Source organism: Deefgea piscis (assembly GCF_019665785.1).
Taxonomy (GTDB): domain Bacteria; phylum Pseudomonadota; class Gammaproteobacteria; order Burkholderiales; family Chitinibacteraceae; genus Deefgea.
In genome coordinates this window covers 1,142,609-1,155,958 of record NZ_CP081149.1, presented here as the reverse complement: position 1 = coordinate 1,155,958, position 13,350 = coordinate 1,142,609, and the positions used below count along the sequence as shown (strand labels likewise).

Annotated in this window: 14 protein-coding genes; 12 read left to right on the top strand and 2 right to left on the bottom strand. The window is 52.1% G+C overall.

Annotation, left to right across the window (positions count from 1 at the left end; genetic code table 11):
- The first annotated feature begins 296 nt into the window (after positions 1-296).
- From K4H25_RS05425 to aroA, 7 genes are all read left to right on the top strand, one after another.
- The gene (locus K4H25_RS05425) at positions 297-545 is read left to right on the top strand and encodes a hypothetical protein (protein ID WP_221022348.1); all 249 of its coding nucleotides are present in this window, start codon (positions 297-299) and stop codon (positions 543-545) included.
- A 79-nt stretch (positions 546-624) separates the two neighbouring features.
- Entirely contained in the window at positions 625-1,002 is a 378-nt protein-coding gene (locus tag K4H25_RS05420) for a hypothetical protein (protein ID WP_221022347.1), read from the top strand.
- A 374-nt stretch (positions 1,003-1,376) separates the two neighbouring features.
- The gene (gene rnk / locus K4H25_RS05415) at positions 1,377-1,787 is read left to right on the top strand and encodes a nucleoside diphosphate kinase regulator (protein WP_221022346.1); all 411 of its coding nucleotides are present in this window, start codon (positions 1,377-1,379) and stop codon (positions 1,785-1,787) included.
- 287 nt (positions 1,788-2,074) lie between these two features.
- On the top strand, positions 2,075-2,995 hold the full coding sequence (locus K4H25_RS05410) for a branched-chain amino acid transaminase (RefSeq protein ID WP_221022345.1): 921 nt from the start codon (positions 2,075-2,077) through the stop codon (positions 2,993-2,995).
- Positions 2,996-3,164: 169 nt separating this feature from the next.
- Positions 3,165-3,362, top strand: a complete 198-nt coding sequence (locus K4H25_RS05405; RefSeq protein WP_173533404.1) for a zinc-finger domain-containing protein — start codon at positions 3,165-3,167, stop codon at positions 3,360-3,362.
- Between the two features lie 240 nt (positions 3,363-3,602).
- A complete protein-coding gene (gene waaF / locus K4H25_RS05400; protein ID WP_221022344.1) occupies positions 3,603-4,610 on the top strand; it encodes a lipopolysaccharide heptosyltransferase II in 1,008 nt (335 codons plus the stop codon).
- A gap of 235 nt (positions 4,611-4,845) precedes the next feature.
- Positions 4,846-6,135 carry a 3-phosphoshikimate 1-carboxyvinyltransferase gene (aroA, locus tag K4H25_RS05395; RefSeq protein ID WP_221022877.1) on the top strand — a complete coding sequence of 430 codons (1,290 nt, stop codon included), beginning with the start codon at positions 4,846-4,848 and terminating at the stop codon, positions 6,133-6,135.
- A 115-nt stretch (positions 6,136-6,250) separates the two neighbouring features.
- On the opposite strand, the gene msrB is transcribed toward aroA, so the two are convergent.
- Positions 6,251-6,643, bottom strand: coding sequence for a peptide-methionine (R)-S-oxide reductase MsrB (gene msrB, locus K4H25_RS05390; protein WP_221022343.1), 393 nt, complete (start codon positions 6,641-6,643; stop codon positions 6,251-6,253).
- 79 nt (positions 6,644-6,722) lie between these two features.
- Between msrB and K4H25_RS05385 the strand changes: the two genes are divergently transcribed.
- Positions 6,723-7,046 (top strand): tryptophan synthase subunit beta like protein, encoded by a 324-nt coding sequence (locus tag K4H25_RS05385; RefSeq protein WP_173533401.1) that lies wholly within the window; start codon positions 6,723-6,725, stop codon positions 7,044-7,046.
- Between the two features lie 98 nt (positions 7,047-7,144).
- Here K4H25_RS05385 and K4H25_RS05380 read toward each other — a convergent pair whose 3' ends face one another.
- Positions 7,145-7,933 (bottom strand): ChaN family lipoprotein, encoded by a 789-nt coding sequence (locus K4H25_RS05380; RefSeq protein WP_221022342.1) that lies wholly within the window; start codon positions 7,931-7,933, stop codon positions 7,145-7,147.
- Positions 7,934-8,121: 188 nt separating this feature from the next.
- Here K4H25_RS05380 and K4H25_RS05375 point away from each other — a divergent pair, with 188 nt between their 5' ends.
- The 4 genes from K4H25_RS05375 (at position 8,122) to K4H25_RS05360 (ending at position 13,345) form a co-directional block, all read left to right on the top strand.
- The gene (locus K4H25_RS05375; RefSeq protein ID WP_221022341.1) at positions 8,122-10,272 is read left to right on the top strand and encodes a TonB-dependent hemoglobin/transferrin/lactoferrin family receptor; all 2,151 of its coding nucleotides are present in this window, start codon (positions 8,122-8,124) and stop codon (positions 10,270-10,272) included.
- Between the two features lie 107 nt (positions 10,273-10,379).
- Positions 10,380-11,426, top strand: coding sequence for a hemin-degrading factor (locus tag K4H25_RS05370; RefSeq protein WP_221022340.1), 1,047 nt, complete (start codon positions 10,380-10,382; stop codon positions 11,424-11,426).
- A gap of 78 nt (positions 11,427-11,504) precedes the next feature.
- Positions 11,505-12,335 (top strand): heme/hemin ABC transporter substrate-binding protein, encoded by an 831-nt coding sequence (locus tag K4H25_RS05365; RefSeq protein ID WP_221022339.1) that lies wholly within the window; start codon positions 11,505-11,507, stop codon positions 12,333-12,335.
- Between the two features lie 14 nt (positions 12,336-12,349).
- A complete protein-coding gene (locus tag K4H25_RS05360; RefSeq protein ID WP_255588070.1) occupies positions 12,350-13,345 on the top strand; it encodes a FecCD family ABC transporter permease in 996 nt (331 codons plus the stop codon).
- The last annotated feature ends 5 nt before the right edge of the window (positions 13,346-13,350 follow it).

Sequence of the window (13,350 nt, the reverse complement as noted above, 5' to 3'; positions counted from 1 at the left end):
TTTTACTCGGTCTGGCGCGATAAAACGAGTAAAGATCACCGAGGCTGAGCTTGAATCAGCACGCACGCCACGCCGAGCACAAAGCCCAGTCAAAAATTTTATCGCTGGCTCGGCTTATTCGCTAAGCTATTACCCGTACTGACCTCCTCTAGGCTGGCAATCGCTGACAAAATAAGCTAAACCCAAAAGGTAATTCAACACCAAAAACTAGCCAGTATCAGCAATACGCAAGTCAAGCCATCCAATTAGGTATCTAGCTTTAAACACTACAAATAAACGCATAGCGAGGTATACCCATGAAACTTTCTACAAAAAAATACGGACTCCTCGGTTTGGGGCTCCTGTTTATTGCCGGTTTGGCCAGCGCCAGCGCTACCACCGAGCCCACCCAACTGGCCAAAGACAATCATGGCTGCGTTGGTGAACAAGGCTATTCATGGTGCGTAAAACAACAGCAATGCGTGCGCCCCAGCAAAGTGCTCATCGACAATAATCTCGAGTTGACCGCTGAAAACTTCCATAATTTTTGCGAAAACAATCGTTAAACTACACCAGCGCGAAACAAGGGCATGTTGATTCCTCTACTGCATGCCTGCTTACTCATCACCAACAAGAATGATCACCATGAATAAATCCCTGCTTTTCGCCCTGCTGTTAGCTTGCAGCAACCTTTATGCCCACAGCGACACCCCACTGCAAGCTGAGCACGGCGGTACAGTAAAAGAATCTGCTGCTGGCCATCAATTAGAACTCAGTTACCGCCCTGACTCGCTCACGCTATATCTCAAAGACCACGATGGCCGCCCCATCAAAACCAGCGGCGCCAGTGCGGTGGTGATTTTGCAAAACCAGCAACAACAACGCCGAGTTTCACTCACACCGAGCGGCGCCAATCAACTGAGCACTCAAGGCGACTTTGCGGCGCTCGCCGGCTCCGTTGCCATTATTCAATACACGCTTGCAGGGCAAAAATTAGAACAAGCGCGGCTGATGCTACAATAGCCCGTTTGCGCTGGACTGCCGACTTGGCCATGGTGCAAATCAGCGACTTGCAAACCATCTACTGCTTGATTCATCGTCTTGGTTTTTGTGGGCAATGTTTAGTTGGTGTTGATGCTGTGCCGCAGGTACTTAAAAAACGATCAACACATAATCTGAACATTGCCTTTTTCGGACTTTCAGCATAAAACCCGCCACTAAAATTTAATTACAAATTTAGTTATTTTCAAACAAGAAAAACAACAAAAATCCAATTTTAATTTTTAATTCAAGCCGATTATTAACAATGACTTTTTGTCAGGCTTTGAGAGAATAGCCCAATCAATGCCGAGCGATGCTTGGCTTTTTTTGTGAATTATTTTCTTAAGGAAATCGTCATGGATCATCAACCCTCAATTACTATTTCCAGCCTAGATTTAGCGCGGATCGAAAAAATCATTCATTCGTCAGCGGCGCAAAATAGCCCAGGCTTGGCCGCACTGCAAAATGAACTGGATCGGGCCAATGTGCTTGAGCCGACGCAAATTCCACCTGGCTTAGTCACGATGAATTCAACCGTGCGCTTTATTGAAGATGCCAGCGGTGCTTTGTCTGAACTCACGTTGGTGTATCCCGACGAAGGCGGCGCAGCGGGATCGGTATCGATTCTAGCGCCAGTTGGTAGTGCGCTATTGGGTCTGTCTGTTGGCCAGTCGATTCATTGGCAAGTGCCGGGCGGGCGTGAGCTTGAACTGCGCATTTTAGACGTCATCAAACAGCCGGAGGCGATGGGTAAGTTTCACCGTTAATCCAAGCTGCCAGCGCGGCCTATTCCCATCCTAACGATCAGCTACGCGCGCTGATTCACAGCGCGCACTGATTTTATGAGCGGCAATACGCCGCCCATATCGCCCAAAAAGCCCCGAATCATTGATTTAACCCCCGCAAATTCGCTGCAACGTGGGGTTTAAACCACAAGTCTTACACTACGACCAGCCACATGTAACTCTGTGTACGGCGCTACGCAGAATCCCCTATTTTTAAGTTACAATCACCGTCTTTATTAGAAACCCAGAACTCAGGCAGGAGAGCATCGATGTCAATGGCAGATCGCGACGGCGTTATTTGGTATGACGGCAAAATGGTACCTTGGCGCGAAGCCACGACCCATGTGCTGACCCACACTTTGCATTACGGCATGGGCGTTTTTGAAGGCGTTCGCGCTTACGAAACCAGTACCGGCCCTGCGATCTTCCGCCTGCAAGATCACACCAATCGCCTGTTTAATTCGGCCAAAATTCTGAATATGACTTTGCCGTTTACCCGCGAAGAAATTAACGCCGCGCACATCGCGGTGATTAAAGAAAACGGCTTAAAATCGGGCTATATGCGCCCAATGGCGTTTTACGGCTCAGAAAAACTCGGCATCGCGCCGCCGAAAAAAGACGTGCACATTATTGTTGCCGCTTGGCCTTGGGGCGCGTATTTGGGAGAAGATGGTTTGGCCAAAGGCATTCGCGTTAAAACGTCGAGCTTTTCACGCCACCACGTGAATGTGACGATGTGTAAAGCCAAAGCCAACGGCAATTACATGAATTCAATCATGGCGCACGATGAAGCTGCCGCTGATGGTTACGACGAAGCGCTGCTGCTGGACGTGGATGGTTTTGTCGCGGAAGGCTCGGGCGAAAACATTTTCGTCGTGCGTGCTGGCAAGCTGTACACCCCAGATTTGACCTCGTGCTTGGACGGGATTACCCGCAATACGATTTTCCAAATCGCCACTGAGATGGGCCTGCAAGTCATCGAAAAACGCATCACCCGCGATGAAGTGTATATCTGTGACGAAGCATTCTTTACCGGCACTGCCGCTGAAGTCACGCCGATTCGCGAACTGGATAACCGCACCATTGGTTGCGGTAGCCGTGGAGTGATCACCACTGAAATCCAAAAGCGTTATTTTGATATCGTTCAAGGCCGTAACAGCCACCATGCCGATTGGCTCACTGCCTGCTGATGAACACCGTTGGGTGGATTGACGGTTTTTTGCCGCATACCCACCGCTAAGAACAACGCCGATCTAACCGCACCAGCTGCACGATGGCTGACAGACGATAAGTATCGGCGTTTTTTTCGATACAATGCAGCGAGCTAATCCCTACAAAATCCTCATTCGGAGTTCAACTATGAGCGTTAAAGAATCGCAAAAAGACATCGAAGTACTGGCTAAAGACTTGCCACTGCATTGCCCAATGCCAGAAATGAGCAGCTGGAATTCGCATCCTCGCGTGTTTCTCGACGTGAGCAAAACTGGCGCCGCACAATGCCCATACTGTGGCACGACGTATCGCCTTAAAGCCGGCGAAGTAGTTAAGGGTCATTGATATACCGGTCTGTGGTATCTGTATTATCAGTACAACTACAGACCACAGGCAGCGCTAAAGGTGAAACAGCGATGCTCGCTGCAAGCAGCCAGCCCAAAACGCCAACCTCAGTCGCCCGCAAGCAGATTGATTAATAAAGCGGCTTAATACGCCGCTTTTGTCGTTGATAAGTCGTAAAATAGGGCTTTACCACGCTGCGGCGACACGCGTTAACACCGCGCAGTATTTAGGAAAATTAAATTGAAACGAATTCTCATCGTCGCTCCCGCTTGGGTGGGCGATGCCATTATGGCGCAGCCCCTGTATGCACGAATCAAAGCGCGCCACCCTGATGCGCTAATCGACGTGCTCGCGCCCGCATGGACGCGACCACTGCATGCGCGGATGGCCGAAATTAACGATTTGATCGACGCGCCATTTACCCATGGCGAACTCAAATTACGTGAGCGCTGGGCCTTAGCCCGACAAATCAAAGCGCGCGGCTACCATCAAGCGATTGTGCTACCCAATTCTCTCAAATCAGCCTTGGTGCCGTTTTTGGCTGGCATTGCTAAGCGCACCGGTTGGTTGGGTGAAATGCGCTATGGCTTACTTAATGATGCTCGCGAGCTAGACCCGATTTTGCTACCGCAAATGGCGCAGCGCTTTTACGCCCTCGGTGCCGATGCGGGCGTGCCGCTCACTGAAGCGATGCCGTTTCCGGTGCTTACCATCAACGCCGATGCGCGCGATGCCACGGTGCGTAAACTCGGTTTGAGCATTGACACGCCCATTGTTGCGATTTGCCCCGGCGCAGAATACGGCCCAGCCAAACGCTGGCCTGCGGTACACGCCGCAGCGCTTGCCAATCGATTGATCGCCGAGGGTCAGCAAGTTTGGCTATTGGGATCAAATAAAGACCAAGAAATTTGCAACGAAATTCGCCAGCTGGCGCCGCAAGTGCTCGATTTAGCCGGCAAAACCAGTCTGGCCGAAGCGATTGATTTAATGTCGCTCGCCAGCAGTGTGGTGTGTAATGACTCGGGTTTAATGCATGTGGCCGCGGCATTACAGCGCCCATTAGTGGCGGTATTTGGTTCGAGCTCACCGAGCTTTACCCCACCGCTGGCGATTAAGGCCAAGATTGTTACCCTCGATTTAGAATGCAGCCCCTGCTTTGCCCGCGTTTGCCCGTTGGGGCATATGAACTGCCTCAATCAACTTGAAGCTGATCTGGTGTATACCGCGCTCAATAAATTAAAAGCATAAGTCAGTCGGCAAAAGTGCCCTTGCATGGTTGCTTCACCTTGCGCAAAAACTTTTGGCCAATTGCTTAGTTTGCAGCACAGCTGCACAGCCAACGCCGCTGTTGACGCGCAATAGCGGCGCACCGAGCCAGTCTCAATCGATGATTCAGCGGCAGCTCATCTGCATTGATTGAGCTCGCAGGGCGATCGATCACTGCGCTGCCCATTTAACACCGTGTTATTTTTAGGAAACCATGATGGAATTTCTGGATCTTGCCCCGATTGCGGGCGTGAATGGCAGCGTTGCCCTGCCCGGCTCAAAAAGCATTTCAAATCGCACCTTGTTACTGGCGGCACTGTGCCAAGGCAGCACCCGTGTATTGGGTTTGCTGGCTTCGGATGACACCGAACGCATGCTCGAAGCCCTTGCTGCGCTTGGCATCAAAATCGAGCAAATCGGCAACAGCCGTGATTTTATCGTGCATGGCTGTGGCGGTGAATTCCCCGTTAAACAAGCAGATTTATTCCTCGGCAACGCCGGAACAGCGTTCCGCCCATTGACTGCGGCGCTGGCCTTTGCTGGTGGCGATTACCGTCTGTCTGGCGTGCCGCGCATGCACGAGCGCCCAATTGGCGACTTGGTAACGGGCTTACAGCAAGCGGGCTGCAATATTGAATACTTGGGCAATGCAGGCTTCCCGCCGCTACAAATTCGCCCAGGCAGCGTGACGAGCGATCGCATTGCAGTCAAGGGTAATGTCTCCAGCCAGTTTCTGACTGGGCTGTTGATGGCGATACCCCTCACCCAGCGCGATATGACGATTGATGTGATCGGCGAATTAATCTCTAAACCGTATATCGAAATCACGCTGAATTTAATGGCCAAATTTGGTCTGAAAGTCGAGCGTAAAAGCTGGAACGAGTTTTTCATCCCCGGCGGCCAAAGCTATACCAGCCCCGGCGAAATCCACGTTGAAGGCGATGCGTCCAGCGCGTCTTATTTCCTCGCTGCCGGTGCCATCGGTGGCGGCGTGGTACGCGTTGAAGGTGTGGGATCTGACAGCATTCAAGGCGACAAACGTTTTGCCGATACATTGGCCGAAATGGGCGCGCTGATTACTTGGGGCCCCAACTGGATTGAAGCGGCACCACCTGCGAGCGGCCAGCTCACCGCGATTGACGTTGATCTCAACCACATCCCCGACGCCGCGATGACCATCGCCATTGCCGCGCTCTACGCCAAAGGCACAACGACCATCCGCAATATCGAAAGCTGGCGCGTCAAAGAAACCGATCGCCTTTCAGCCATGGCGACCGAGCTGCGCAAAGTCGGCGCCACCGTGGTTGAAGGCCAAGATTGGATTTCAGTCACGCCACCTGAAGCGCTTACCGCCAACGCCGAAATCGACACCTACGACGATCACCGCATGGCGATGTGCTTCTCACTCGTTGCGATCAAAGGCGTACCGGTCCGGATTAACGACCCAAAATGCACCGCTAAAACCTTCCCAACGTATTTTGAAGAATTGGCACGGATCGCGGATTAAACACTGAAAGTAAAAATGCAAAAGCCGCACTATTGGTGCGGCTTTTTTGATGACTACATTTAGGTATTGCCATGTAGGCTATAAATTTAAAAGGCCACAATCAAATACATAAGCCCTACTTCGGCTCAAAATCCAGCGCCACCGAATTGATACAATACCGCTCGCCGGTAGGGGCCGGGCCGTCGGGGAAAACGTGGCCTAAGTGCGCATCGCATTGTGTACAGCGCACCTCAACACGCTCCATGCCGTGGCTGCGATCGACAATGCGCGTGACGCCCGATTCGTCGGCCGCCAGCGAAAAACTCGGCCAACCACAACCAGCGTCAAATTGGCTGGCTGAATCAAATAACAGCGCGCCACAGCAGATGCAATGGTATTGCCCTGCGACACGATTTTTTTCGTATTGACCGCTAAATGGGCGCTCGGTGCCACTTTGCCGCGTAACGTAATACGCGGCGGGGCTGAGCTGAGCCTGCCATTCTTCATCAGTTTTGCTGACTTTTTCCATTGATTGCTCCTTAGATTATCTACAGCCTACGGTGAAACTGCTAACATCAAACTTAAATGTTACTTATGAGCCTACCATTATGTTTTATGCCCGTCGAAATGCCCAAGGCGAAATCATTACCCTTTCGGTTGAAGCTTCGGCTGAAAACCAAGAAAGGCTCGATAGCAATCACCCCGATGTGGTCAATTTTTTAGTGAAATCAGACGAGGTTTTTTATTCGCTCGATACCGATTTAATTCGCGTGATTGAAGACTTGGTCGATGTATTAATTGATAAAAACGTCCTTCGGCTCACTGATTTACCATTACCGGCACAATCAAAATTATTGTCGCGCAAAAAGGTGCGTAACACCTTAAAAAATTCGCTGAATATTTTAGTCGACAATGATGAAGGCTTGATTTAATTCTCGATCGGCACAAAACAAAACACGCATCGAGCAGCGATAAAAAATGGGCGCGAATCTCTCGCGCCCAGATTACATCAAAAGCTCAATCGGGTAATTTACGATTTTTTTAACTGCAATGTCGCGCAAGGATCTGAGCGCTGGGCAGGACGAATTACGTGCACTTCATCAAAATAATTTTCTTGTTCTGATTCAACAAAGCCGACCGAATACGCTTGCGGCAGCCATTGGCCTACGCCGATATCGCGGCGGGTATGTCCGTTACCCGCAATCAATACAACGCCTTGCGACAAATACGGCGCCATAACCTGCGCCATTAAGCGATCTCGCGCAATTTGCGCGCGTGCCATGGGTTCTTCCATCGCCTGCGGTAATTGCCCGCAATGCCCCGCTTGCACCGCTTGGCGCTGCCCAGCTAAAACAGCGGGTGCAATATCTGCGTTTAAATCCATTGCCGCCAAACTGGCTAAACTCGCTTGCGGATTTTTCATTAAAGCGGCGGCGTCTTGGCGCGATAAATTGGCCGCCAGCAAGGGCAAATCATATTGCAGTGCCAGCTGAATCACCGGCCGGTATAAAGGCCAATCCCAGCGCGCACCACCGGCTTTTTTAATTAGAAAATCGACGTCTTTTGGGCGCTTGGCGCGCGCTTGATCTATGTCGGCTTGTCGCTCAACGTCAAATTGCTCCATCGCAATCGCTGGCCGCCAGCCAGCTTTAATCTTGGCTTTGAGCCATGCATAGCGCTGCTGATGGCCCAGCGCATTGTCATGCACTTCGCCCAACAGCACTACCGGCTGAGCCGTCGGCGCTGCTGAGGTCAAAGTCGTAGGCGACTGACAGGCAGCCAGTAAGCTCAGTAATAACAAGGGATAGATTCGTTTCATTCGTGAGTTGCGGCCATTGGTGAGAGGCGTCAATTCTAGGGGTAAAGATTACAACTTGCAAATGAGAATAAATATCATTAACATGCACCACACAAATTGATAACGATTCTTATTTACGTTTGGTTTGGTCTCTGCTGATTTGCACACGCTTGATTCGCGCAGCACGGCGGGCCGCTAAAGGACAAAAAATGAAAGCCACGGTTTTGACTTTGACGCTTATTTCTGCCGCGATGCAACACGCGTTTGCCGCCGCAGAGCCGGTATTTCCGGCGCTTGACCCGATCGTGGTGATTGGCACCCGTACCGAAAAAGAGCTCAGCGAGCTGCCACCATCGATTACCACCACCACCAGAACCGTGCTCGATGACGATATGATTGACGATTTTCGTGATTTCTCGCGCGCCGAACCCGGCGTGAATATTCGTCAAAATGGCCGTTATGGTTTATCCAGCGTAAGCATCCGAGGTTTGGATAGTAACCGCGTCTTGATGATGGTCGATGGCATTCGCTTACCGGACGCGTTCTCTTTTGGCTCTTACCTTAATAGCGGCCGCGACCAAGTCGATTTTTCGCAACTGGCGGCGATTGAAGTCTTACGCGGCCCAGCGTCCACCTTGTATGGCTCGGATGCACTCGGCGGCGTGGTCGGTATGCGCACCACCAATCCAGCCGATTTATTACAAGGCCAAGGCGATGTGGGCGGCCAAGTCAAAGCCGATTATGCCAGCGCCGACAAAAGCTTTGGCGCACAAGCGGCAGTCGCATTTTCTGCTGGTGAAAACACCTTGGGTTTAGTGCAAGTGGCGGGCCGCCGTGGTCATGAATTCGAAACCATGGGTACAGTTGATACGCAAAAATATGGCCGCACCACCGCCAATCCACAAGACACCGAGCAACGCAGCGCCTTAGTCAAATTGCAGCATTTTCTCGATGGCGGCCACCAGCTAGGCTTGACCGCCGAGATGAATCAAAAAAGCGTCGACACCACGATGTATACCGATATTGGCGCGCCAATGATGAGCTCGGTGAAATCAAGCCGTGCTGAGGACGAACAAACGCGCCGCCGTATTTCACTGGATTATCAATACACCGCACCCGATCAGAATGGCTGGATCGATGGCGCGCAAGCGATGGTTTACCGCCAAGATATGGCCACCACGCAAAAATCATTTCAGGTTCGCCAACAAGGCAAAGCGCTCACGCCCAATTGGAGCCGAACTTCAACGTATGATCAAGACACCATCGGCATCAATGGCCTGATTGAAAAGCGCATCGCCGGGGATATTGGGCAACATTGGACACTGGGCGCGGAATGGTTTCAAACTGATTTAACTGAATTACGCGACGGCACGCCAAGTTCGAGCACGCTCAATGTGCGCGATGTACCCAAAACCAAAACCACGCAATGGGGCATTTATGCGCAAAACGAGCTGAGCTTTGCTGGCGGCCAATTCACCCTCACGCCGGGTTTGCGTTTTGATCACTACCAACTCAAGCCCGATGTTGATACGCAATTTAGCAATGGTGGTGGGCAAGCGGTAGCGCTGAATGATTCAGCGCTGTCCCCCAAGCTAGCTGCGGCGTGGCAAGTCAGTGACATGAGCACTTTATTTGCCCAATACAGCGCGGGGTTTCGCGCGCCCAATGCAATGGAGCTGAACGGTAGTTATATCTCGCCAATGGGCTATGCCGCCATTGCCAATCCGAATCTCAAACCTGAAACCAGCCATGGCATTGAGCTCGGTGGCCGCTTTGGCAATTCAGCACTCGGCGGCAGCATCGCTGCGTTTAATAATCAGTATGACAATTTTATTGAGCAAGTGAGTTTCACTTGCCCTGGCAGCACGCAATGTGTGCCGGGCACCGACACCACCTATCAAAACCAAAACATCAGCCAAGCGCGGATTTATGGCGCGGAAGTCAGAATGAACTGGCAAATCGGCCAAGGTTGGCATAGCTGGGCCAATGCCGCTTGGGCAGTAGGTTTAAATCAAACCAATGATAGACCGCTTGGCAGTGTCGCCCCGCTGAAAGCCGTTACCGGCTTGGGCTATCAACAAGCGCAATGGGGCGGCCAGCTGTTATTCACCGCAGTAAAAGGGCAAGACAAAGTGGCAGGCGAAAATGATTTTAAAGCGCCCGGTTATGGCTTAGTCGATTTAATCGCGTGGTGGACGCCGCGCAAAGATCTCAAAATCACCGGCGGAATCTTTAACTTAGGCGATCGCAAATATTGGATTGATAGCGATGTGCGTGGCCTCGCTAGCTCAAGCGCCAATATGGATAGGCTCACTCAGCCCGGTCGCAATCTACGCCTGAGCGCCGATTGGAAATTCTAAACCACAATATGCCTCGCTCGCTCAAAAGCCACCGAGCGCCAAGGCTAGGCGGCAAGCTTGCCGCCGACCCTCACCATTTCACAGCCGTAAAATCACAAGGACACCCCATGAACGCGATGACTTATTCCGAACGCACCGCCACATTGCAAACCGCCGATCAAGCTTTACGCCAAGCCGAGCCCAAACTACGCATCCGCGATCGGGCGCTGCGCCTTCAGGTCAGTGAGGCAGAACTCATCGCCGCTGAATGCGGCGTGACAGCGACGCCACTCAAAGGCTCTGCCCAAGCGATCTTTCGTGAGCTAGCGAGCTTGGGTGAAGTGATGGTGCTCAGCCGCAATGAATGGTGCGTGCATGAACGTCATGGCGAATACGAACAAATCGAAGCCGAAAAAGCCATCGGCATGGTGCTGGGCGCGGATTTAGATTTGCGGATGTTTTTTAATGCTTGGCAAAGCCATTTTGCGGTGCAAGAAGGCGAGCGCCTCAGCCTGCAATTTTTTGATGGCGCCGGGGTCGCCGTGCATAAAATCTTTATGACCGCCAACAGCAATATCGCAGCTTACCAAGCTTTGGTCGCAAAATTCACCGATGCCGAGCCAGCTTGGCCCAATATTGCGCCCTATCCTGCTGACGAAATGCCAAGAGATACCGCCGATCCTGCGGCGCTGCGTGCTGCGTGGTTGGCGCTGACCGATACGCATGGATTTTTTCCGATGCTGCGTAAAAACCAAGTCAGCCGTCTAGGCGCTTTGCGCGCTGCGGGCGCGGATTTGGCGCAATCGGTGGCGATTAATGCGGTGGAAACCATGCTGCAGCAAGCGGCTGATTCTGGCTTGGCGATTATGTGTTTTGTGGGCAATCGCGGCATGGTGCAGATTCATTCTGGGCCAGTCAAAAAACTACTACGCACTGGGCCTTGGTTCAATATTTTGGATGAAAAATTTAATCTGCATCTCAATACCGACGCCATTGCTTCGTGCTGGGTCGTCAATAAACCCACTGTCGATGGCTGGGTTACATCGCTTGAAGTGTATAGCCAGAGCGAAGAATTAATCGTGCAGTTCTTTGGCGTGCGCAAACCCGGCGTGCCTGAGCTGGCGGCTTGGCGCACTTTGCTAGAAAACTTATGCAGCACGCCGTTGGCGCAATAAACCGGTCAGCCCGCCAGCGTTTGCATCATCACGCCAAGGCGGGCTAAGCCCATACCTTGTTTTACTGCTGGATACATCATGCGTATTTATTACTCTTTGACGACGATTTTACTGCTGTTTTTTATTACTGTTTTCAGCACGCTCGCGCTGGCAAGTGCGCCGCGCGTGGTCAGCCTTGGCGGCCCGCTGACTGAAATTATTTACGCGCTCAACGCCGAGCAGCATTTGGTCGCCGTCGATCAATCCAGTGTGTATCCAGCGGCGGCCAATCAGCTGCCTAAAGTCGGTTATTACCGGCAGTTTTCGCTCGAAGGCGTATTAGCCAGCAAGGCCGATATCGTGTTGGCAACCGATCAAGCCGGTCCACCACAAGCCTTAGCGCAGCTAAGAAAAATGGGCATCAAAGTCATTATTTTGCCCGGCCAAGCCAATCTGTCGGCCTTATCACAACGCATTCGCGGGGTCGCTGCGGCGCTTAATCTGCCGCAACAAGGCGAGCAAATGGTCAAACAAATCAGTCAAGACGTCAAAGCATTGCAGCCTGCTACCAGCACCAGCGCCGCATTAATGCTGATGAGCCGCAGTGGCGAACCAGAAGGCGCCGGCAAAAACACCAGTGCCGATGCGATGATGCAATTGGCTGGTTTACGCAATGTGTTGGCGCAGCAACAAGGATATAAACCGCTATCGCGCGAAGGCATGGCGGCCTTGCGCCCTGACGTGATTATCACCACCACCAGCACCTTAAGCAGCATGGGCGGGATGGCGGCACTTTTGGCGCGGCCCGGTTTGGCGCAATCGCCAGCGGCCAAAAATAAGCGGGTGATTGTGATGGATGATTTATTACTGCTTGGCTTTGGTCCGCGCCTACCGGAAGCCTTGCGTCAACTGATGAGCGCGGCCAAATAATCATGTGCTGTCGATTGCTGATTCCCAATTGGCTGGCTGGCTTACTTGCCACTGGCGTCTTGCTGATCCTGCTGGTGTTCACCGCCAGCCATGGCGCAGTACAAATTCCCCTGTCGGCCATTCCCGACTTATTGCTAATGAACGCGCCGTTATTGAGCGATGAGCAACAATTTTGGCGTGATGTCTTACTCGAAATCCGCCTGCCCCGCGTGCTGTTCGCCGCTTTAGCCGGTGGCGTATTGGCACTGGCTGGCGCGACGATGCAAGCTTTGTTTCGCAATCCATTAGCCGAGCCGGGCCTGATAGGTATATCGTCCGGCGCGTCTCTGGGTGCGGTATCTGCGATTGTACTGGGAGGGGGTAGTTTTGCGATTTTAGCGCCTGCGGCTTTTTTAGGCAGTATTTTAGCCACCGCTTTGGCGTATCACCTTGGGCGACGTTATGCCGGAATGGCCGGTTTATTACTCGCGGGCATTGCAATTAACGCCATTTGCGGCAGTTTAATGGGCCTCTTTACTTATTTGGCCGATGACAATCAACTGCGCAGCCTGACTTTTTGGAATATGGGTAGTTTAGCGGGCGCCACGTGGCAGCGTTTAGCGCTGCTTGGACCGTTTTTATTGCTGATTTCAATCTGGATTATGCGCTACTGGCGCGCCATGAATGCGCTGCTGCTCGGTGAGCGTGAAGCTTTGCATCTGGGTTTTGCGATTAAAGGCCTGCGCCGCAAACTGATTGTTTTAGTGGCGCTATTAATTGGTCCTTTAGTCGCCGCCACCGGTGGGATTGGCTTTGTCGGTTTGGTGGTGCCGCATTGCGCACGCATGTTGTTGGGCGCCGATCATCGGCGCTTATTGCCGGCCTCATTTTTACTCGGCGCCATCGCTTTAGTGCTGGCCGATTATATTGCGCGCATCGCCGTAGTCCCTGCCGAGCTGCCGATTGGCGTTGTTACCAGCTTAATTGGCGGGCCGTTTTTCCTCTGGCTGTTACTTAGCCGCAAGTCTTAAGTTGA